The following is a 20,039-nucleotide window of genomic DNA, read 5'->3' as shown; positions in this document are numbered from 1 at the left end:
TAAGCAGTGGCCCGTAAGCAGTGGCCCGTAAGCAGTGTCAGTGGTGGAAGCTGGTCGCCGCGTCCTTGTCGCGGGTCAACGGGTGGGACTGCTGCCGCAGTTCGGGCAGCAGCCGCCCGAGGTCGGCTAGGAAGAGCGCCGCCAGGTCGGCCGTGAAGCCGTTGCGGCACACCAGCCGCAGCACCGCCAGGTCCTGGCGGTGCGCGGGGAAGGTGTACGCGGGGACGAGCCAGCCGGACTCGCGCAGGCGGCGCGACACGTCGAAGACGTCGTACGCCTTCACGTCGGGTGCTGTCGTGAAGGTGACGACGGGCAGTTGGTCGCCGCGCGTGATGAGCTGGAAGTCGCCGAGGGCCTCGATGCGTTCGGCGAGGCCCCGGGCGACGTCCCGCGTCGACTGCTGCACGGCGCGGTAGCCCTCGCGGCCCAGGCGCAGGAACGTGTAGTACTGCGCGACGACCTGGGCGCCGGGCCGGGAGAAGTTCAGGGCGAAGGTCGGCATGTCGCCGCCCAGGTAATTGACCCGGAAGACCAGATCCTCCGGCAGGTCGTCCGCCGTACGCCACAGGGCCCAGCCGACGCCCGGGTAGACGAGGCCGTACTTGTGGCCCGACGTGTTGATGGACGACACCCGCGGCAGGCGGAAGTCCCAGACCAGTTCGGGGTCGATGAAGGGCGCGATCATGCCGCCGGAGGCGCCGTCGACGTGGACGGGGATGTCGAGGCCGGTCTTCTCCTGGAGGGTGTCGAGGGCGGCGCACAGCTCCTCGATCGGCTCGTACGAGCCGTCGAACGTCGAGCCGAGGATGCCGACGACACCGATGGTGTTCTCGTCGCACAGCTCGGCGGCGGCCTGCGGGTCGAGGTGGAAACGGTCGCCGTCCATGGGGACCTGGCGCGCCTCGACCTCCCAGAAGTTGCAGAACTTCTCCCAGCAGACCTGGACGTTGATGCCCATGACGAGGTTCGGGCGGGCCTGCCTGGACGGGTAGCGGTCGGCGTTGCGCTTCGTCCAGCGGCGCTTGAGGGCCATCCCGGCGAGCATGCACGCCTCGCTCGACCCGGTGGTCGAACAGCCGACGGCGCCGTCCGCGTCGGGCGCGTTCCACAGGTGGGCGAGCATCGACACGCAGCGCCGCTCCAGCTCCGCGGTGCGCGGGTACTCGTCCTTGTCGATCATGTTCTTGTCGCGGCACTCGCCCATCAGGACGCCGGCCTGCGGTTCCATCCATGTGGTGACGAACGTGGCGAGGTTGAGCCGTGCGTTGCCGTCGAGCATCAGCTCGTCGTGGACCAGCTGGTAGGCCGTGGAGGGTGGCATGGGGTTGTCGGGCAGCCGGTGCTTGGGCGGGGCGTCGGTCATGCCGCCGACCGGATTGGCCTCGCCGTAGAAGGGGTTGACGGCCATCGGGCTCTCGTCGTGATGGTGGGGACCGTGGTGCAGCGGCATGGTCGCGGGCTCCCTCGATACGCGGTCGTGGCCTCATCGTGAGGATACGGAGGAGTGGGGCGTACCGCCCGGCGACGGACGGACCGGCGGACGGGCAGGGGCGGCCGCTCTCAGCGGATGGCCGTGCCGTCGTCGTGGAGCTGCATCTGGGGGCGTCCGGTGACCAGGAGCCAGGCCGGCAGCGAGGCGATGCACAGCAGGACGAGGATCGGCGGGGACGCGACGAGGACGGCCGCGACGAACAGGCTGACCCAGCCCTGCCGTGTGATGGCGAGCAGGATGCCGAGGACGCCCGCCGCGACGCCGACGGCGGGGTGCACGCCCGGCACGAGCGCGTGGGCGAGGAGGCCGAAGGCCGTCCCGATGAAGACCGCGGGGAAGATCCGGCCGCCGCGGAATCCGCAGGAGGCGGCGATCAGCAGGGCCGCCAGCTTCACCACCGTCATCAGGGCGAACTGCCCGGCCGACCGGCCCTCGGGGTCCTTGGCCAGCTCGGCGACCTCGTTGAGGCCCTTGAAGAGCGTGAGATGGCCGCCGAGCGCGCCGAGCAGCCCGAGCACGAGCCCGCCGACGGGCAGCATCAGCATGGGGTGCTTGAGGCGTCCGAACGCGGCGTGTGTGTAAGGGAAGGCGTAGACGGCCGCCATGCCGAGGACCGCGGCCGTGGAGGCGACCACCAGGACGGAGAGGAGGTCGCCCACGCCCGGCCGGGGGAAGGCGGGCAGGCCGAGGTCGAAGCTGGGATGTCCGACGAGGGTCGTGGTCAGCGCGCCGGTGGCCGCCGCGGTGAGCGGCGCGAACAGGGCGTCCCACAGCGAGCCCTTCATCGGCTTGCCCGCGAGGGCCTCGGAGATGACGAGGGCGGCGGCGACGGGTGTGCCGAACAGCGCGCCGAGCGTGGCCGCCTCGGCCAGGGTGCCCCAAAGGACGGCGGGCAGGGCGGGCAGGGCCTTCGAGCCGAGCCAGAACGCGAGGCCGACGTTGGCCGCGATGATCGGGTTCTCCGGGCCGAGGCTGGGCCCGCCGGCCAGCATCAGCGCGGTCGCGACGAGCAGCCCGGGCAGCACGTAGGGCGGCAGCGGGCCGCTCTCGAGCCCGACGGTGGCCGGGTCGGGTCCCGCGTGACCGGGCGCCTTCCACACGACGAGGCCTACGAGGACGCCGGTCGCGGTCAGCATGACGATCATCCAGGCGGAGGAGTACCCGCCGATGCCGAGCGCGTCGGGCAGGTCCTCCCACAGCACGTGCTGGAGCTGCTCGGCGAGCTCGCTCACGCCGAGGAACAGCAGGCTGCACACGAGGCCCACGGCGAGCGCGGGGACGACCAGCGGCAGCAACGTCCGTGCCGGAGTGGTCTCCTGGGGCTCGGCCTGCGCGTCGGTGCTCACCGGCACACCATAAGCGGACGAAAGCGGCACAACACCCGGAGAATTCCCGCTTGCACCTCACGTGACGTGAGGCCGCACGCTGGGGCCCGTACCGCAACGACGACCCGTACCGACAACGACAGGAAGGGGGCGGGAGCCGTGAGCTACTCCGTGGGGCAGGTCGCCGGGTTCGCCGGCGTCACCGTGCGCACGCTGCACCACTACGACGAGATCGGTCTGCTCGCGCCGGTCGGGCGCAGCCACGCCGGCCACCGGCGCTACAGCGACGCCGACCTGGACCGGCTGCAGCAGATCCTGTTCTACCGGGAGCTCGGCTTCCCCCTCGACGAGGTCGCGGCCCTTCTCGACGACCCGGACGCGGACCCGCGCGCGCATCTGCGCCGCCAGCACGAACTGCTGACCGCCCGGATCAGCGAGCTCCAGAAGATGGCCGAGGCCGTGGAACACGCCATGGAGGCACGCAAGATGGGCATCAACCTCACGCCCGAGGAGAAGTTCGAGGTCTTCGGGGACAAGGATCCGGAACAGTACGCCGACGAGGCGCGGGAGCGCTGGGGCGGCACGGACTCGTACGCCGAGTCGCAGCGCCGCGCCGCCCGCTACACCAAGGACGACTGGAAGCGGATGCAGGCCGAGGTCGCGGACTGGGGCGAGCGCTACGCCTCCCTGATGGCGGCCGGCGAGCCCCCGACCGGTGAGCGGGCCATGGACATGGCCGAGGAACACCGGCAGCACATCACCAAGTGGTTCTACGAGTGCGGCTTCGAGATCCACTGCGGGCTCGGCGAGATGTACGTGGCCGACGAACGCTTCAAGGAGTTCTACGAGTCCATGCGGCCGGGCCTCGCCGAGCACCTGCGCGGCGCGATCCTCGCCAACGCCGCCCGCCACGCCTGACAGGCGCCTGGCCCGGGGTCACTCCCGGGCCAGGACCACGGCCGTGCCGTACGCGCACACCTCGGTGCCCACGTCCGCCGCCTCCGTGACGTCGAAGCGGAACATCAGCACCCCGTTGGCGCCGCGGGAGCGGGCCTGCTCGACGAGCCGCTCCATCGCCTGGTTACGGGTCTGCACCAGCGTCTTGGTGAGGCCCTTCAGCTCGCCGCCGATCATCGATTTGAGGCCGGCGCCGATCTGGCTGCCGAGGTGCCGGGAGCGGACCGTGAGGCCGAAGACCTCGCCGATCACCTTCTCCACCCGGTAGCCGGGCACGTCGTTCGTGGTGACGACGAGCACATCCGTCTGCGGATTCTGGCCGCCGCCGTAGTCTTCGATACCCATAGACACAGGTTTGCCACAGTTGACGCACCGTGCATCCTGAGAGGGCGGCTGGAACCTGGTGCCGTCATCCGGCGTTGATAACTTTGCACCGCCATTGCCCTTGCTTCACCACCCCTCAGGAGTCCGGAACCGTGACGACGCTTGCTCTCGGACCAAGCTGGCTGGACCCGGACCACCTTCTCAACACGTTCGGCATCTGGGGCCTGCTCCTGATCGTGTTCGCGGAGTCCGGCCTGCTCATCGGCTTCTTCCTGCCGGGCGACTCCCTGCTGTTCACGTGCGGCCTGCTGATCACCGCCGGCACGCTGGACTTCCCCCTGTGGGGCGCCGTCGGCCTGATCTGCGTCGCCGCGATCCTCGGTGACCAGGCGGGTTACCTCTTCGGCAAGAAGGTCGGCCCCTCGCTGTTCAACCGCCCGGACTCCCGCCTCTTCAAGCAGGAGAACGTGGTCAAGGCCCACGAGTTCTTCGAGAAGTACGGCCCGAAGTCCCTGGTCCTGGCGCGCTTCGTGCCCATCGTGCGCACGTTCACGCCGATCATCGCGGGCGTCAGCGGCATGAAGTACCGCTCGTTCATCACGTTCAACATCATCGGCGGCGTGCTCTGGGGCGCGGGCGTCACGCTCCTCGGCTCCTGGCTGGGCAACATCGAGTTCGTCCACAAGAACATCGAGGCGATCCTGATCCTGATCGTCCTGATCTCGGTGGTCCCCATCGCGATCGAGTTCCTGCGGGCGCGCAGCAAGTCGAAGAAGGCCGCGGCGGCGACGCCCCAGACGCAGACGCCGGCGCCGGGCCAGCGCGGCCGCCACGCGAAGCGCTAGAGCGCGAGGGCGCCTTCCAGGCCCTAGAAGCCTCGGGTCCGCTTCGCCGCCCGGCGCCCTTCCGCGCCGGGCGAGCGCAGGAACAGCCGCGCGATCTCGGACCCGAGGTTCACCCCGATCGCGATGGCCATGGCGAGAGCCGCCGCCTTCGTGAGCGACACCAGGCCCGCGTCCACGTCGTTCTGCGCGATGGCCAGCAGCCCGAAGTATGTGGCGGAACCCGGCAGCAGCGGCCCGATCGCCGCCGTGACGTACGGCAGCGCGGACGCGAACCGGTAACGCGAGAAGAGCTGCCCGAACAGGCCGACGAGCCCGGCCGCCGCCGCCGTGGAGGCGACCGGCGAGATCCCGCCGACGACGTGCATGGCCCCGTACACGACCCACGCCACACCGCCGTTCAGCGTCACCGCGAGCACGGTGGAGCGTTCCTGCTGGAGCAGGACGGCGAAGGCGAGCGAGAGCGCCATCGAGGCCGCGATCTGCCAGTAGGGGCGGTCGAGGACCTGGAGGGCCGCCTCCGGGTTCAGCTGCGCGTGCAGCTGCACGCCGAGATAGAGCACGACCAGGACGCCGATGACGATGCCGACGAAGAAGTACATGACTTCGAGCAGGCGCGCGGCCGCGGTGATGTAGTAGCCGGTCAGGCCGTCCTGCACGCCCGCCACGAGGGCCCGCCCCGGCAGCAGCGCGAACAGCCCACCGGTGATCACCGCGGAGGCGCGTACGTCCACGAGGTTGTGCGCGAGGGTCAGCAGGATCCCTATGGCGGCGGGCGGCATCGCGGCGACGGTGAACTGGTAGAACTCCGGCAGCCCGCGCCCGGCGCACAGCCAGGCCAGCCGGTCGCCGAGGATCGCGCCGAGCGCCGCCGCGACGAAGACGATCAGGTCACCGCCGACGAGGATCGAGGCGCCGCCCGCCAGGAGCCCGGTCGCCGCGGACAGCACCCAGCCGGGGTAGGGGTGGCGGTTGCGGCGGATCTCGGCGAGACGCCGGTAAGCCTCCTCCAGGGAGACGTCGACCTCTTCGTCGCTGATGTCGTACACCAGCTGGAACACGGCCGCGAGGCGCGTGTAGTCGGTGCCGCGCCGCCGCACGGTGCGCGAGGAGGTCACCGGGTCGTCGACCAGGGACGGCTGGTACGAGATCGACAACAGCGTGAACGTCACCGTCGGCTCGCAGCGGTCGAGGCCGTAGGAGCGGCACACGGCGAACATCGCCGCCTCCACGTCCTCGGCGCCCTCACCGCCCGCGAGGAGCAGCTCGCCGATGCGCAGGGTCAGGTCGAGGACGCGCGGGACGGCCGGCCCCTCGTCGTCGTGCTTCTGCACGGGCTCGGCCGCCGGGCGCTCGGCGACCGGCATGCGCAGCATCGTGCGCATCCGGTCCTGCCAGGGCGCCTCCTTGGTCAGTTTGACCATGGGGATGCCCTGCGCGGGGGTGAACGCGGGGGGCGCGTGCCGGGAGCTGTAGGTCTGCGGGGGAGTGAAGGCCGAACCGCTGGTGTCGGCGGGCGCGGCGGCCGGGGTGCTGAACCCGTCCGGGAGCGCGAACTCGGACGTCGTCTGCGACTCGTCCTGCTCGGGCACCGGGGTCTGCGGCACCACTCCCTGCGGCGGGGTGAAGGCGCTGCGTGCCTCGTCCGACTGCGGTTTGCGGTCTTCGGCCGCCTCCGGCTCCCGCTCCGTCACCAACTCGCCCTTCGTATGACGCTTGCGCACCTCCCGTACGCCTCAGTATGAGCACAGATACGCGCACGGGCCGCCCCACCCCCGAGGGAGTCGGACGGCCCGTGCGTGGCGGGGGAGGTCAGTGGCCGCCCTCGTCCTTGAAGCGCTTGTAGGACCGCTCGATCTCGGCCTCGGCCTCGGTGCGGCCGACCCAGTCGGCGCCCTCGACGGACTTGCCGGGCTCCAGGTCCTTGTAGACCTCGAAGAAGTGCTGGATCTCCAGACGGTCGAACTCGGACACGTGGTGGATGTCCCGCAGGTGCTCCACGCGGGGGTCCGAGGCAGGGACGCACAGCAGCTTGTCGTCGCCGCCGGCCTCGTCCGTCATACGGAACATGCCGATGGCGCGGCACTTGATGAGGCAGCCGGGGAAGGTCGGCTCCTCCAGGATGACCAGCGCGTCCAGCGGGTCCCCGTCCTCACCGAGCGTGTTCTCGACGAATCCGTAGTCGGCCGGGTAACTGGTCGAGGTGAAGAGTCGACGGTCCAGGCGGATCCGACCGGTCTCGTGGTCCACCTCGTACTTGTTCCGCGAACCCTTCGGAATCTCGATCGTGACGTCGAACTCCACCGGTGGCTCCTCCATGATCAACACATACGACTGGTGATTAAGTGTCCCTCACGCAGGTGTGTGATCGCGAAAGGGGCTGGTCCGTGGTGCCCGAGCTCAAGGCTTCGCAGGCAGTTTCACAGGCAGTGAAGGTGCTCACGAAGGTCAAGACCTGGCAGCTCACGGCGGGCGCTGCCACCCTGGGCCTGGCGCTCTCGGCCGTGGCGGTGGCCTCGGCCGGTCCGTGGGACTCCAGCGGTCAGCGTACGGCGGAGGCGCGCCGGGCTGCCTCCCAGGAGGCCGGGGGTGGCGCAGATCACGGCCGCGACGGCCGCGGCGGGCGCTCCGAGGAGCCGGACGCGGCCCCGAGCGCCCGTGCGGTGCTCGCGGCGCCGGGCGGCTCGGTCCCCAGCCCCGCGAAGGGCGCGCTCGCCGACGTGCTCGACCCGCTCCTGAACGACCCGGCCCTCGGCAAGCGGCGCACCGCGGCCGTCGTCGACGCGGCCACCGGTCAGCGGCTGTACGGCAAGAGCTCCGGCGACGCACTGACTCCCGCCTCGACCACGAAGCTCGCCACGGCCGTCGCCGCCCTGTCGATGCCGGGGTCCGACCACCGCATCGACACGAAGACCGTCATCGAGCCCGACTCGCACGAGGTCGTCCTCGTCGGCGGCGGCGACCCCACGCTCACCGCCCGCAAGGACGCCGGACCGAACGCGAGCCTGCGCGCGCTCGCCGACGCCACCGCCAAGGAGCTCAAGGGCCGGGACACGGACGAGATCACCCTCTCCTACGACACCTCGCTCTACTCGGGGCCGCTCCTGCACCCCATCGGGCCGAACGAGAACATCGCGCCGGTCAGCGCCCTCATGGCCGACGAGGCGCGCACGGACGACTCGTCGAGCGGTCCGGCTCCCCGCGAGTCCGACCCCGCCGCGGCCGCCGCGCGGAAGTTCGCGGATCTGCTGCACGACCGCGGCATCAGGACGAAGGGCCAGCCGGGCCCCCGCCGCGCCTCGGGCGACGCCGAGAAGCTGGCCAAGGTGTCGTCGCCGCCCGTATCGGCCCTGGTCGAGCGCATGCTGACGCACAGTGACAACGACATCGCGGAGGCCCTGGCCCGCCAGGTGGCCCTCGCCACGGACGGGGCCGCCAGCTTCGAGGGCGGGGGCAAGGGGATCCGCAAGGAGCTGGCCAAGCTCCGACTCCCGCTCTCCGGAAGCCACTTCGCGGACGGCAGCGGTCTCGACCGCGCCGACAAGGTCTCCGCCGACCTGCTCACCCAGGTCCTCGCGCACGCCGTCGAACGCGAGCGGCCGGGGCTGCGTCCCGTCCTCACCGGGCTGCCGGTCGCCGGCTTCACCGGCACGCTGAGCAAGCGGTACACCGACGAGGCCGACGCGGCGGGCATCGGCCTCGTACGGGCCAAGACCGGCACGCTGACCGGGGTGAACACGCTGGCCGGCACGGTCGTCGACGCGGACGGGCGGCTTCTGGTCTTCGCGTTCATGACGGACGGCACGGTGAACCCGGGACAGGCCCAGGCGGCCCTGGACCGGCTCGCGTCGACGGTCGCGAACTGCGGCTGCCGCTGACCCGTCCCGGCCGCCGTCCCCTAGGGGGCACAACCCGGGCGCCGTCCGGGGCCAAGCCCCTGTGCACCAGGACCCGAGCACGTACGGTTGACGCATGACGAGCATCGGTGACGCTTCTGGGATGGTCGACTGGAATCTCGCGGTGGCGACCGCGACCCGACTGGTGCGGCCGGGCCCGGAGGTGAGCCGGGACGAGGCGCGGGCGATCGTCGCGGAGCTGCGCCGCCACGCCAAGGCCTCCGAGGAGCATGTCCGCGGGTTCACGCGGATGGCCACCGAGGAGGTGCACGACACGCCCGTCCTCGTCGTCGACCGCCCCGGCTGGGTCCGGGCGAACGTGGCGGGGTTCAGGGAACTCCTCAAGCCCCTCCTGGACAAGATGGAGGAGCGGCGCGGTTCCGGTCCCGGCGGAGCGGTCCTCGGCGCCGTCGGTGGCAAGGTCACGGGCGTCGAGCTCGGGATGCTGCTCTCGTTCCTGTCCTCCCGTGTCCTCGGGCAGTACGAGACCTTCGCCCCCGCCACCCGGGACCTGCCGGCCGCGCCGAACGGCGGCGGAAGACTGCTCCTCGTCGCGCCGAACATCGTGCACGTGGAGCGCGAACTCGATGTGAGCCCGCACGACTTCAGGCTCTGGGTGTGCCTGCACGAGGAGACGCACCGCACGCAGTTCACGGCCGTGCCCTGGCTGCGCGACCACCTCGAGGGCGAGATCCAGTCATTCCTCGCCGAGACCGATGTCGACCCCATGACGTTCCTGGAGCGCATCCGGGAGGCCGCCCAGTCCCTGGCGGGCGCGCGCCCCGAGGGCGAGCAGGGCGAGGGCGACGACGGGGGCCGTTCCCTGGTCGAGCTCGTGCAGTCCCCGGCCCAGCGCGAGATCCTCACCCGGCTCACGGCCGTGATGTCACTGCTCGAAGGGCACGCGGACTTCGTGATGGACGGGGTCGGGCCCGCGGTGGTGCCGTCGGTGGGCGAGATCAGGGAGAAGTTCAAGGAGCGCCGCCAGAAGGGCGCGTCCCGCCTGGACCTGGCGCTGCGCAAGCTCCTGGGCCTCGACGCGAAGCTGCGCCAGTACCGCGACGGCGAGCGGTTCGTCAGGACCGTGGTGAACGAGGTGGGTATGGACGGATTCAATCGCGTATGGACATCGCCGAACACGCTCCCCACCAAGGCGGAGATCGCCAAACCGGCGGAATGGGTCGCGCGGGTGCACCGCAAGTCCGAGGGTGCACCGTAAGGCAGGGTCGTGAAACAAATACGGCCAACGGCAGGAGAACGCCCCCGTAATCACCCATCCGAGGGACCGTGGGCCGTGCGTAGGCGTGCAATGCTCGGGGAACGGCTCGGCTCTGTCACCATCGACACACTCTGAGTGACTGATATCGACGAGTCGCTGTTGAGTGACTGGTCCGAGCCACACCCCCACCGAAAACTTCATGAAGGGAACCGGACATGGGTCCCCATCCTGCGGTCGCGGCGATACGCCTGGCGGTCCGCCGCGTACTCCACGACGTACTCAATGATCACAGCGCCCCCCGGTCGGCGCCAGAGGCCCCGCGCACCCCGCCCCTGGTGCTGGTCGCCTGCTCCGGCGGTGCCGACTCCATGGCGCTCGCCTCCGCCCTCGCCTTCGAGGCCCCCAAGCTCGGCATCCGAGCCGGTGGCGTGACCGTCGACCACGGTCTGCAGCCCGGCTCCGATCTCCGCGCCGCCGAAGTCGTCGCGCGGCTCACCGCCCTGCGCCTCGACCCCGTCGAGTCCGCGACCGTGCACGTCGGCCGCGACGGCGGACCCGAAGCCGCGGCGAGGGACGCCAGATACCGCGCGCTCGACGCCGCCGCGGACCGCCACGGCGCCGCCGCGATCCTGCTCGGCCACACCCGCGACGACCAGGCAGAGACGGTCCTGCTCGGCCTCGCCCGCGGCTCCGGTATCCGCTCCCTGTCGGGAATGGCCGCGACCTCGGGGGTCGACGGCCGTTACCGCAGGCCCTTCCTCCGCCTCGACCGCCAGACCGCCCGCAAGGCGTGCATGGCCCAGTCGCTGCCCGTCTGGGACGACCCCCACAACACCGATCCGGCGTACACGCGCTCCCGGCTGCGCCACGAGGGGCTGCCCGCCCTGGAGAAGGCGCTCGGCAAGGGTGTCGTCGAGGCGCTCGCCCGTACGGCCCAGTTGTCCCGGGACGACGCCGACGCCCTGGACACGTGGGCCGCGCAGGCCGAAGCGATGGTGCGGGACCCCGCAGGGCTCCTGGAGTGCGCCAAGCTCTACGCGCTGCCGCCCGCCGTACGCCGCCGTGTACTGCGCCGCGCGGCCATCGAGGCCGGTGCTCCGGCGGGCGCTCTGTTCGCCCGGCACATCGAAGAGGTCGACCGTCTGATCACCGGATGGCGCGGCCAGGGGGAGATCAACCTCCCCGGCAAGGTCGTGGCTCAGCGGCAGGGTGGCAGACTGGTCATCCGGCAAGGCTGACGCGGGACGAGAGTCCTTGAGCGGCCGGTGGGACGACCGAAAGTGATGCGGGTGGACGCGAAAGACATGGGTACCGACCTTCAGTCGGTGCTCATCACCAAGGAAGAGATCGACGCGAAGCTGGTTGAGCTGGCCGCGAAGATCGATGCGGAATACGCGGGCAAGGACCTGCTGATCGTCGGTGTCCTCAAGGGCGCCGTGATGGTCATGGCGGACCTGGCGCGTGCGCTGTCCACCCCCGTCACGATGGACTGGATGGCGGTGTCCTCGTACGGCGCGGGCACCCAGTCGTCCGGCGTCGTGCGGATCCTCAAGGACCTCGACACCGACATCAAGGGCAGGCACGTCCTGATCGTCGAGGACATCATCGACTCCGGCCTGACGCTGTCGTGGCTGCTCACCAACCTCGGCACCCGCGAGCCCGCGAGCCTCGAGGTCTGCACGCTGCTGCGCAAGCCGGAGGCGGCGAAGGTGGCTATCGACGTGAAGTGGACCGGGTTCGATATCCCGAACGAGTTCGTCGTCGGGTACGGCCTGGACTACGCGGAGAAGTACCGGAACCTGCCGTTCGTCGGCACTCTGGCTCCGCACGTCTACGGCGGCTGAACCGTCGCCGAAGCGATGTGAGACGGTCGGGAACCCCTGCGGGTTTCCCGCCGTTGAAGCATGCATGGGCGAGATTCCCAGTCGTCCCCTGCGGCTTCGGGTGACAATGCTGGGGTACCGTCCGAAGAACAGTCTTCAAAACAGCCTTTATCAAACTCACTATGGCAGGAGGGACGGGGCGTCATCGCTCCGTATGGATGGACGTGAAGCGATACTTCCGTGGGCCGGTCATGTGGATCGTGCTGGCCGTCCTTGCCGTGGTCGTGTTGATGCAGGTCGTCGGTTCGTCCGGTGGCTACAAGACAGTGGACACCGGCCAGGTCATTCAGGCCATCAGCGATAACAAGGTGCAGTCGGCCAAGCTGACCACCGGCGACGAAAACAACATCAAGGTCGAGCTCAAGAACGACCAGAAGATCCAGGGCAGCAGCAAGATCCAGGCGAGCTACATCGGCGACCAGGGCGTCGAGGTGGCCAAGGATCTGCAGGCCAAGTTCGAGGACAAGCAGATCCCCGACGGGTACACCGTCGCCCCGACGAAGCAGAACGCCTTCGTGGGGATCCTGCTCTCCCTGCTCCCCTTTGTCCTGATCGTCGTCGTCTTCCTGTTCCTGATGAATCAGATGCAGGGCGGCGGCTCCCGAGTCATGCAGTTCGGGAAGTCCAAGGCGAAGCTCATCACCAAGGACACCCCGAAGACGACGTTCGCCGATGTGGCGGGCTCGGACGAGGCCGTCGAGGAGCTCCACGAGATCAAGGAGTTCCTCCAGGAGCCGGCGAAGTTCCAGGCCGTCGGCGCCAAGATCCCCAAGGGTGTGCTGCTCTACGGCCCGCCCGGAACCGGTAAGACGCTGCTCGCGCGCGCCGTCGCCGGTGAGGCGGGGGTCCCCTTCTACTCGATCTCGGGTTCCGACTTCGTCGAGATGTTCGTCGGTGTCGGTGCCTCCCGAGTCCGTGACCTGTTCGAGCAGGCCAAGGCGAACGCCCCGGCGATCGTCTTCGTCGACGAGATCGACGCCGTCGGCCGGCACCGCGGTGCGGGTCTCGGCGGCGGTCACGACGAGCGCGAGCAGACGCTCAACCAGCTGCTCGTCGAGATGGACGGCTTCGACGTGAAGGGCGGCGTCATCCTGATCGCCGCCACGAACCGGCCCGACATCCTCGACCCGGCGCTGCTGCGCCCGGGACGTTTCGACCGGCAGATCGCGGTCGACCGCCCGGACATGCAGGGCCGTCTGGAGATCCTCAAGGTTCACCAGAAGGGCAAGCCGGTCGCACCCGATGTCGATCTGTCCGCCGTCGCCCGGCGTACCCCGGGCTTCACCGGCGCCGACCTGGCGAACGTGCTGAACGAAGCGGCGCTCCTGACGGCGCGCAGCGACCTCAAGCTCGTCGACAACTCGATGCTGGACGAGGCGATCGACCGCGTGGTGGCGGGCCCGCAGAAGCGGACCCGGATCATGTCCGACAAGGAGAAGAAGATCACCGCGTACCACGAGGGCGGACACGCCCTGGTCGCGGCGGCTTCGCCCAACTCCGACCCGGTGCACAAGATCACGATCCTGTCCCGTGGACGGGCCCTCGGTTACACGATGGTCCTGCCCGACGAGGACAAGTACTCCACCACGCGTAACGAGATGCTCGACCAGCTCGCGTACATGCTGGGCGGGCGCGCGGCCGAGGAGCTGGTCTTCCACGACCCGACCACGGGCGCGGCGAACGACATCGAGAAGGCGACCGCGACCGCGCGGGCCATGGTCACGCAGTACGGCATGACCGAGCGGCTCGGCGCGATCAAGTTCGGCGGCGACAACACCGAGCCGTTCCTCGGCCGGGAGATGGCGCACCAGCGCGACTACTCGGAAGAGGTCGCCGCGCTCGTCGACGAAGAGGTCAAGAAGCTCATCGAGACCGCGCACAACGAGGCCTGGGAGATCCTCGTCGAGAACCGTGACGTTCTCGACAACCTGGTCCTCGCGCTCCTGGAGAAGGAGACGCTGAACAAGGAGCAGATCGCCGAGATCTTCGCTCCGATCGTGAAGCGCCCGGCCCGCCCCGCGTGGACCGGCTCCTCCCGCCGCACTCCGTCGACCCGCCCGCCGGTGCTCTCCCCCAGGGAGCTGTCACTGACGAACGGTTCGAACGGCGCGGCAACGGGCGTCGAGTCCGGGCTGGACATCGCTCCTACGGACAGCCCCGAGGCCTGATCACCCCGGAATGGATAACCGCGTCCCCCACGCCTTACGGTGTGGGGGACGCGGTTCTTTGTTCAAGGAAGAGGCACAGATGACCGACCCGGTGACGCTGGACGGCGAGGGTCCGATCGGCGAGTTCGACGAGAAGCGGGCCGAGAACGCCGTGCGCGAGCTGCTCATCGCGGTCGGGGAGGACCCGGACCGCGAGGGCCTCAAGCAGACGCCGGCGCGGGTGGCGCGGGCGTACAAGGAGATATTCGGGGGCCTGTGGCAGAAGCCCGAGGACGTTCTGACGACGACGTTCGACCTCGGTCACGACGAGATGGTCCTGGTGAAGGACATCGAGGTCCAGAGCAGCTGTGAGCACCATCTGGTGCCGTTCATCGGCGTCGCCCACGTCGGCTACATCCCGTCGACCGACGGCAAGATCACCGGCCTGTCGAAGCTGGCCCGCCTCGTGGACGTCTACGCCCGGCGCCCGCAGGTGCAGGAGCGTCTGACCACGCAGATCGCCGACTCCCTGATGGAGATCCTGGAGCCGCGCGGCGTGATCGTGGTCGTCGAGTGCGAGCACATGTGCATGACGATGCGCGGGGTGCGCAAGCAGGGCGCGAAGACCATCACGTCCGCGGTGCGCGGCCAGCTGCGCGACCCGGCGACGCGCAACGAGGCGATGAGCCTCATCATCGCGCGCTGAGCCCCGGCAGGCGCGCGGCCGGCCCCCGGCCTGGTCAGGCCGCCGGTGCGGCCCCGCCGTGGTCCTCGTCGTCGTCCTCCGGGAGCTTGCAGACGCGCTCCAGGAAGAGGGCGGCCGCTATCACGGCGATGCCGGTGAGGACCGAGAAGCCGGCGTAGATGGCCTGGTCGCGGCGGGCCGGGACATCGAGGTGTTCGAGCAGGAACGCGCCCGTGCCGCCGTACATCCCCGCGACGAGCGCGGCCACCAGCGCGCTGGCCTGGCCGAAGACGAGGGCGCGGGCCGCCATCAGCGGGTCGACTCCCTTGGCGCCGGGGCTCCGCTCGCGCTGGGCGCGCAGCCGGGCCCGGATCGAGAGCGCGGTCGCCAGCAGGATGACGGCGATCACGGCGAGGACGATCGGCGCCGCCAGCGGGACCCGCGGCAGCGTGCCGATCGAGTCCCACAGGCGGGCGCCCGCCCAGCTCAGTACACCGGCGACCACGAAGAGGCCGGCCAGTGTCCTGATGCGCAGTTGCTTCATTCCGGTGGTCGCCCCTCAGTCCCCGCGCTGTCTTCGTGTGCCCGCATGACCCTAACGACTATTCGGGCAGCTGGAGTTCCAGGTCGGCGCGCGGCGCGACGCCTTCGCGGGTGACCGCGGCGAGGAGGTCGGCCACGGGTCCGTGGCCCGGCAGCTGCGCCTCGGGCTCCACGTCGAACCAGGGGGCGAGGACGAAGGCCCGCTGGTGCGCGCGGGGGTGGGGGAGCGTGAGGACCGGGTCGTCGGAGACGACGTCGGCGTACGTGACGATGTCGACGTCGATCGTGCGGGCGCCCCAGCGCTCGTCACGGACGCGGTGGAAGGCCTCCTCGACGGCGTGCGCCCGTTCCAGGAGGGAGGACGGGGGCAGGGTCGTGCGGAGCACGATCACCGCGTTGAAGTACGCGGGCTGGCTGCCCGGCTCGACGCCCCACGGCTCGGTCTCGTAGACGGGCGAGACGGCCTTGACGCGGACGCCGGGGGTGTCCTCCAGGGCGTCGATGGCGCCCTGGATCGTCTCGAGGCGGTTCCCCAGATTCGAGCCGAGGGCGATCACCGCGTTTTTGGGGTTGGAGAGTGTGGTGTCGGCCGCGTCCACCTGTTCCACCACGGAGGCGGGCACCGGCTGTACGGTCGGGTCGCTGGGGCCCTCGGTGAAAGATGCAGTCATACTCGGCTCCGGGTGATGGTGACGGTCACATCGTCGAAGGGGACGGTGATCGGGGCGTCCGGCTTGTGGACGCAGACCTCGACCTCCAGGACTCCTTCGTGCTTGAGGCACGTCCCGGCGATGCGCTCGGCGAGCGTCTCGATGAGATCGACCGGATCGCCTTCGACGACGGCCACGACCTCCTCCGCCACGATGCCGTAGTGCACGGTCTTCGCCAGGTCGTCGTCGGCCGCGGCCGCGCGTGTGTCCAGTCCGAGCACCAGGTCCACGATGAAGGTCTGGCCTTCCTCGCGCTCCTTGGGGAAGACGCCATGGTGCCCGCGGGCCTTGAGGCCGCGCAGCGCGACACGATCCACGCGAATCACTCCTGCAATCGTCGGTAGCGGCGGGTTCGTACCGAGTGCGGTCGGCACACCAGCCTCGATCGAATCTACCTGCGGGCACCGACAGCGCTCGCCCGCGGGGGCTATGGACAGAGCGGCCCACCGCTGGTAGCCGCCCCTACCCACCAGCGCGGTCCGGCAATCCCGTGGGGCCCACGTGGACGATCCGCCTACCCCGTCAGGAGGCACTCAGGAGGGTGTCTCGTCGCTTTCTTCGCCGTCGTCGCGCTCGGACTCGGACTCGGCGAGTACGGGCGACGCGTGGTGCGACCACAGTTTCCAGCCGTCACGTGTGCGACGGAACACATTCGTGGCGACGACGCGCTGGCCCACGAGCGGGCCGAGCTCGTCGCCCTCCGCGGGGGCCGGGCCGCCGCTGAGGATGTTCTCGGTGCAGGTGATCAGTGCGGTGTCGGCGACGATGCTGATGTGCACATCCGTGAGGAAGAACTGGATGTACTCGGTGTTCGCCATGATCAGCGCGTACGAGCGCAGAACCTCGCCGCGGCCGGTGAGCACGGGCCAGCCGGGGTGCACGCAGCTGATGGACGTGTCCTCGGCCTCGTCGGACTCCTCGCTGTACGAGACGTCCTCGGGGGCGAGCCAGAGCGCCGTCAGCAGTTCGAAGTCGGCTCGCTCCAGAGCCTCGTAGAAGGCGCGGTTGGCGCTGTCCACGGCCTCCGCGTCGGTGCGCCGGGCTGCCGCACCGCGCGGCTCTTCGGGCTCCCTCGGTGGGGTCACTGGGCTCCCTCTACGGCGCGGGCGACACGGACCGCGTCGGCCGTCGCGCGGACCTCGTGGACGCGGACGGCCCAGGCGCCCTGGTGGGCCGCGATGGCGGAGACGGCGGCCGTGGCGGCGTCGCGCTCGCGCGCCGGGGGCGGGGCGCCCTGCTCGCCGGCCAGGACATGGCCGAGGAACCGCTTGCGGGACGCGGCGACCAGCAGGGGGTGGCCGAGCGCGCGCAGCTCCTTCAGGTGGGCCAGGAGCTTCAGATCGTGGGAGGCCTCCTTGGAGAAGCCGAGGCCCGGGTCGACGACGACGCGCTCGGGGGCGATGCCGCCCTCTATGACGGCCTCCACGCGCGCGTGGAGCTCGGCGACGACTTCGCAGACGACGTCCTCGTACGTGCCCTTGACGTTGCCTCCCTCCAGGAAGCCGCGCCAGTGCATGACGACGAAGGGGGCGCCCGCCGCGGCGACGGCGGGGATCATCGCCGGGTCGGCGAGGCCGCCGCTGACGTCGTTGACGAGAGAGGCGCCGGCCGCCAGGGAGCGCTCGGCCACCGAGGCGCGCATCGTGTCCACGGACACGGCGACGCCTTCGGAGGACAGGCCCCGCACGACGGGGATGACACGCTTGAGCTCCTCGTCCTCGTCGACGCGGGTGGCGCCGGGGCGGGTCGACTCACCGCCGACGTCGATCAGGTCGGCGCCCTGTGCGACCAGGTCGAGGCCGTGTTTCACGGCGGCCGTCGTGTCGAACCAGCGGCCGCCGTCGGAGAAGGAATCGGGCGTCACATTGACGACTCCCATGACCGCGCAGCGGTCCCATTCGGGAAGGCCTGTGACGTGGCCGCGACGGCCCTGCGACGTGCTCATGTCTTCAAGCCTAGGCCCGGCGGCCCGGTGGCCGTGCCACGGCCGGATCGCGGGCGGGCCTCAGGCGGCCCGCACCCCGCGCCGGCCCTCCGTCGTGCGAGCTGTCGTGCCAGGTGTCGTGGGCGCAGGGCCGGGGCACGGCCCTGCGCCGTCGCAGGAGGCGCGGCATGGCCAGGTTCACGAAGCCCTCCGCCTGCATGGCGGCGAAGCCGATCCGGGGCAGGTCGCGCGAGGAGCGGTAGACCACGAAGCGGGGTTCCCAGCGCGGCCGGAACTTCGCGTTGAACCGGTACAGAGACTCGATCTGGAACCAGCGGGACAGGAAGACCAGCAGTCCACGCCAGGCCCGCAGGACTGGGCCCGCGCCGATCTTGTCGCCGCGCGCGAGGGCCGCGCGGAACATCGCGAAGTTCAGCGAGATCCGTGTGATGCCGAGCTTCGGGGCGGCCTGGAGGGCGGCCACGATGAGGAGTTCGTTCATGCCGGGGTCGGCGGCGCGGTCGCGGCGCATCAGGTCCAGGGAGACGCCGTCGGTGCCCCAGGGAACGAAGTGGAGTACGGCCTTCAGGTCGCCGTGCGGGCCGGCCTGGTCGTCGGCCTTGTGGGCCGTGGCGACCAGGCAGTCGCCGTCCGCCGCGTCGCCGATGCGGCCGAGCGCCATGGAGAAGCCGCGTTCGGTGTCGGTGCCGCGCCAGTCGTCGGCGGCGCGGCGGATCCGCTCCAGTTCCCCGTCGCCGAGGTCACGGATGCGCCGTACCCGGGTCTCGTAGCCATTGCGCTCGATCCTCTTGACCATCTGGCGTACGTTGCGCATCGCACGCCCGGCCAGGGAGAAATCCGCGGTGTCCACCACCGCCTCGTCGCCCAGTTCGAGTGCGTCGAGGCCGGTCTCGCGGGTCCAGACCTCGCCGCCCGTCTCGGAGCAGCCCATGACGGCGGGGGTCCATGAGTGGGCCTTGGCCTCGTCCATGAACCGTTCGATGGCTCCGGGCCACGCCTCCACGTCCCCGACGGGGTCGCCGCTTGCGAGCATCACGCCCGACACGACGCGGTAGCAGACGGCCGCCTTGCCACTGGGCGAGAAGACGACCCCCTTGTCGCGGCGGAGCGCGAAATGGCCGAGGGAGTCGCGGGCGCCGTGCTTGTCCAGGAGGGTGCGCAGCCGTGCCTCGTCGTCCTCGGTGAGGCGTGCGGCCGGGTGTTCGGGGCGGAACGCCAGATAGACGGTCGTCAGCGCGGTGAGCAGGCCGAGCGCGCCGAGCGAGCACGCCACGGTCCAGGAGGTGCGGCCCGCGTAGTCGACGGGTCCGTCCATGCCGAACAGGCCGTACAGGACGTGTTCCAGACGGTCGGACAGGCTCGGGTCGCCCACCAGCTTCCTGGGGTGGGCGCTGACGATGACGAGGCCGATGACGATGGAACCGGCGCCCATGAGCACGAAGTTCGCGAGCGCCCGCCAGCGGCTGCGCGGGTCGGGCAGCGCCGCGAACTCATTCCGGTGGCGCAGCAGCAGCGTGAGGAGCACGAGCGGGATCAGCACACCGAACAGGGAGTGCCGGTACGCGAACTGCGCGAGCGCGCCGAGCGGCAGGAGCACCACGGCCGCGCGCCAGGCCCGCCGCTTGTGGCGGCGCAGCCCGTGGGCGAGGAGGAGCAGCAGGACACCCGTACTGATGGCGAGCGCGGCCGCGAACGGGCCGAGGGCGCCGGGCAGGACCTCGGCCAGCGCGTGCATGCGGCTGTGCCGGAACCGCGGGAAGACGCCCGCCGCGATGTCGAGGAGTCCGACGACGACGCAGGCACGGGCGATCAGGACGGGGACGGCCTCGGGCCGGGGGCCGCGCAGTATCCGGCGAAGTTGCCGCGTCCTGCCCGGAACCTCGACCGACATATCGGCATCTATCCTGACAGGCATCGCATCCCGTGGTTCCGCGAGAGGGCTCGAAGCCGGCGTCATTTCCGGCATCCGGTCACATTGCGCCCTCTAGGACGGGACTTGTGGGAGGCGGGTTCACTCGGCCAGGTAAACCGGCGGAAAAGGTTCAGTAAGCCAGAAAGCGCAGGCGGGTAC

17 protein-coding genes and 2 pseudogenes are annotated in these 20,039 nt (G+C 70.4%); 8 read left to right on the top strand and 11 right to left on the bottom strand.

Annotation, left to right across the window (positions count from 1 at the left end):
• Nucleotides 1-37: 37 nt before the first annotated feature.
• Both ACWIGU_RS08545 and ACWIGU_RS08540 read right to left on the bottom strand, forming a co-directional pair.
• The gene (locus ACWIGU_RS08545; RefSeq protein WP_454398798.1) at nt 38-1,450 is read right to left on the bottom strand and encodes a glutamate decarboxylase; all 1,413 of its coding nucleotides are present in this window, start codon (nt 1,448-1,450) and stop codon (nt 38-40) included.
• A gap of 110 nt (nt 1,451-1,560) precedes the next feature.
• Entirely contained in the window at nt 1,561-2,838 is a 1,278-nt protein-coding gene (locus ACWIGU_RS08540; RefSeq protein ID WP_454398797.1) for an ion channel protein, read from the bottom strand.
• A gap of 138 nt (nt 2,839-2,976) precedes the next feature.
• Here ACWIGU_RS08540 and ACWIGU_RS08535 point away from each other — a divergent pair, with 138 nt between their 5' ends.
• Nucleotides 2,977-3,735 carry a MerR family transcriptional regulator gene (locus ACWIGU_RS08535; RefSeq protein ID WP_454398795.1) on the top strand — a complete coding sequence of 253 codons (759 nt, stop codon included), beginning with the start codon at nt 2,977-2,979 and terminating at the stop codon, nt 3,733-3,735.
• An 18-nt stretch (nt 3,736-3,753) separates the two neighbouring features.
• Here the strand turns inward: ACWIGU_RS08535 and ACWIGU_RS08530 are convergent, their stop codons facing one another.
• On the bottom strand, nt 3,754-4,119 hold the full coding sequence (locus ACWIGU_RS08530) for a YbjQ family protein (RefSeq protein WP_356286878.1): 366 nt from the start codon (nt 4,117-4,119) through the stop codon (nt 3,754-3,756).
• 131 nt (nt 4,120-4,250) lie between these two features.
• On the opposite strand from ACWIGU_RS08530, the pseudogene ACWIGU_RS08525 reads away from it, so the two are divergent.
• Nucleotides 4,251-4,913, top strand: a pseudogene (locus ACWIGU_RS08525) (DedA family protein); the annotation flags it as partial.
• Nucleotides 4,914-4,966: 53 nt separating this feature from the next.
• Here the strand turns inward: ACWIGU_RS08525 and ACWIGU_RS08520 are convergent.
• Together ACWIGU_RS08520 and ACWIGU_RS08515 are read right to left on the bottom strand one after the other, a co-directional pair.
• Nucleotides 4,967-6,664, bottom strand: coding sequence for a threonine/serine exporter family protein (locus ACWIGU_RS08520; protein WP_454398793.1), 1,698 nt, complete (start codon nt 6,662-6,664; stop codon nt 4,967-4,969).
• 88 nt (nt 6,665-6,752) lie between these two features.
• On the bottom strand, nt 6,753-7,244 hold the full coding sequence (locus ACWIGU_RS08515; RefSeq protein ID WP_100597700.1) for an inorganic diphosphatase: 492 nt from the start codon (nt 7,242-7,244) through the stop codon (nt 6,753-6,755).
• Nucleotides 7,245-7,330: 86 nt separating this feature from the next.
• Here ACWIGU_RS08515 and dacB point away from each other — a divergent pair, with 86 nt between their 5' ends.
• From dacB to folE, 6 genes are all read left to right on the top strand, one after another.
• Nucleotides 7,331-8,818, top strand: coding sequence for a D-alanyl-D-alanine carboxypeptidase/D-alanyl-D-alanine endopeptidase (gene dacB / locus ACWIGU_RS08510; RefSeq protein ID WP_454399643.1), 1,488 nt, complete (start codon nt 7,331-7,333; stop codon nt 8,816-8,818).
• Between the two features lie 94 nt (nt 8,819-8,912).
• Nucleotides 8,913-10,055, top strand: coding sequence for a zinc-dependent metalloprotease (locus ACWIGU_RS08505; RefSeq protein WP_454398791.1), 1,143 nt, complete (start codon nt 8,913-8,915; stop codon nt 10,053-10,055).
• Nucleotides 10,056-10,270: 215 nt separating this feature from the next.
• Nucleotides 10,271-11,293 (top strand): tRNA lysidine(34) synthetase TilS, encoded by a 1,023-nt coding sequence (tilS, locus tag ACWIGU_RS08500; protein ID WP_454398789.1) that lies wholly within the window; start codon nt 10,271-10,273, stop codon nt 11,291-11,293.
• Nucleotides 11,294-11,338: 45 nt separating this feature from the next.
• On the top strand, nt 11,339-11,899 hold the full coding sequence (gene hpt, locus ACWIGU_RS08495; protein WP_356286922.1) for a hypoxanthine phosphoribosyltransferase: 561 nt from the start codon (nt 11,339-11,341) through the stop codon (nt 11,897-11,899).
• A 197-nt stretch (nt 11,900-12,096) separates the two neighbouring features.
• Nucleotides 12,097-14,106, top strand: a complete 2,010-nt coding sequence (gene ftsH / locus ACWIGU_RS08490; protein WP_454398787.1) for an ATP-dependent zinc metalloprotease FtsH — start codon at nt 12,097-12,099, stop codon at nt 14,104-14,106.
• A gap of 79 nt (nt 14,107-14,185) precedes the next feature.
• The gene (gene folE, locus ACWIGU_RS08485; RefSeq protein ID WP_453778700.1) at nt 14,186-14,791 is read left to right on the top strand and encodes a GTP cyclohydrolase I FolE; all 606 of its coding nucleotides are present in this window, start codon (nt 14,186-14,188) and stop codon (nt 14,789-14,791) included.
• A gap of 34 nt (nt 14,792-14,825) precedes the next feature.
• On the opposite strand, the gene ACWIGU_RS08480 is transcribed toward folE, so the two are convergent.
• From ACWIGU_RS08480 to ACWIGU_RS08455, 6 genes and pseudogenes are all read right to left on the bottom strand, one after another.
• Entirely contained in the window at nt 14,826-15,314 is a 489-nt protein-coding gene (locus ACWIGU_RS08480; RefSeq protein WP_454398784.1) for a DUF3180 domain-containing protein, read from the bottom strand.
• Nucleotides 15,315-15,372: 58 nt separating this feature from the next.
• Nucleotides 15,373-15,984, bottom strand: coding sequence for a 2-amino-4-hydroxy-6-hydroxymethyldihydropteridine diphosphokinase (folK, locus tag ACWIGU_RS08475; RefSeq protein WP_454398782.1), 612 nt, complete (start codon nt 15,982-15,984; stop codon nt 15,373-15,375).
• Nucleotides 15,981-16,340 (bottom strand): dihydroneopterin aldolase, encoded by a 360-nt coding sequence (folB, locus tag ACWIGU_RS08470; protein WP_116511517.1) that lies wholly within the window; start codon nt 16,338-16,340, stop codon nt 15,981-15,983. The genes folK and folB overlap by 4 nt, the downstream gene beginning before the upstream one ends.
• 216 nt (nt 16,341-16,556) lie before the next feature.
• Nucleotides 16,557-17,108, bottom strand: coding sequence for a nuclear transport factor 2 family protein (locus tag ACWIGU_RS08465; RefSeq protein ID WP_454398779.1), 552 nt, complete (start codon nt 17,106-17,108; stop codon nt 16,557-16,559).
• Nucleotides 17,105-17,968: a dihydropteroate synthase gene (folP, locus tag ACWIGU_RS08460; RefSeq protein WP_454398777.1), complete on the bottom strand. Its 864-nt coding sequence runs from the start codon at nt 17,966-17,968 to the stop codon at nt 17,105-17,107. Before folP ends, ACWIGU_RS08465 begins: the two co-directional genes overlap by 4 nt.
• Before the next feature lie 118 nt (nt 17,969-18,086).
• Nucleotides 18,087-19,859: pseudogene (locus ACWIGU_RS08455) on the bottom strand (phosphatidylglycerol lysyltransferase domain-containing protein); the annotation flags it as partial.
• Nucleotides 19,860-20,039 lie beyond the last annotated feature (180 nt).

This window comes from Streptomyces sp. NPDC055400 (assembly GCF_053644375.1).
The sequence above is the reverse complement of the archived record's forward strand: the minus strand, read 5'-3'. Positions and strand labels throughout refer to the sequence as shown.

Excerpts from the sequence above, each read along its gene's own strand:
- ACWIGU_RS08545 (WP_454398798.1), bottom strand. The coding sequence starts at position 1,450 with ATGCCGCTGCACCACGGTCCCCACCATCACGACGAGAGCCCGATGGCC.
- ACWIGU_RS08530 (WP_356286878.1), bottom strand. The coding sequence starts at position 4,119 with ATGGGTATCGAAGACTACGGCGGCGGCCAGAATCCGCAGACGGATGTG.
- ACWIGU_RS08505 (WP_454398791.1), top strand. The coding sequence starts at position 8,913 with ATGACGAGCATCGGTGACGCTTCTGGGATGGTCGACTGGAATCTCGCG.
- tilS (WP_454398789.1), top strand. The coding sequence starts at position 10,271 with ATGGGTCCCCATCCTGCGGTCGCGGCGATACGCCTGGCGGTCCGCCGC.
- hpt (WP_356286922.1), top strand. The coding sequence starts at position 11,339 with ATGCGGGTGGACGCGAAAGACATGGGTACCGACCTTCAGTCGGTGCTC.
- ftsH (WP_454398787.1), top strand. The coding sequence starts at position 12,097 with ATGGACGTGAAGCGATACTTCCGTGGGCCGGTCATGTGGATCGTGCTG.
- folE (WP_453778700.1), top strand. The coding sequence starts at position 14,186 with ATGACCGACCCGGTGACGCTGGACGGCGAGGGTCCGATCGGCGAGTTC.
- ACWIGU_RS08480 (WP_454398784.1), bottom strand. The coding sequence starts at position 15,314 with ATGAAGCAACTGCGCATCAGGACACTGGCCGGCCTCTTCGTGGTCGCC.
- folK (WP_454398782.1), bottom strand. The coding sequence starts at position 15,984 with ATGACTGCATCTTTCACCGAGGGCCCCAGCGACCCGACCGTACAGCCG.
- folP (WP_454398777.1), bottom strand. The coding sequence starts at position 17,968 with ATGAGCACGTCGCAGGGCCGTCGCGGCCACGTCACAGGCCTTCCCGAA.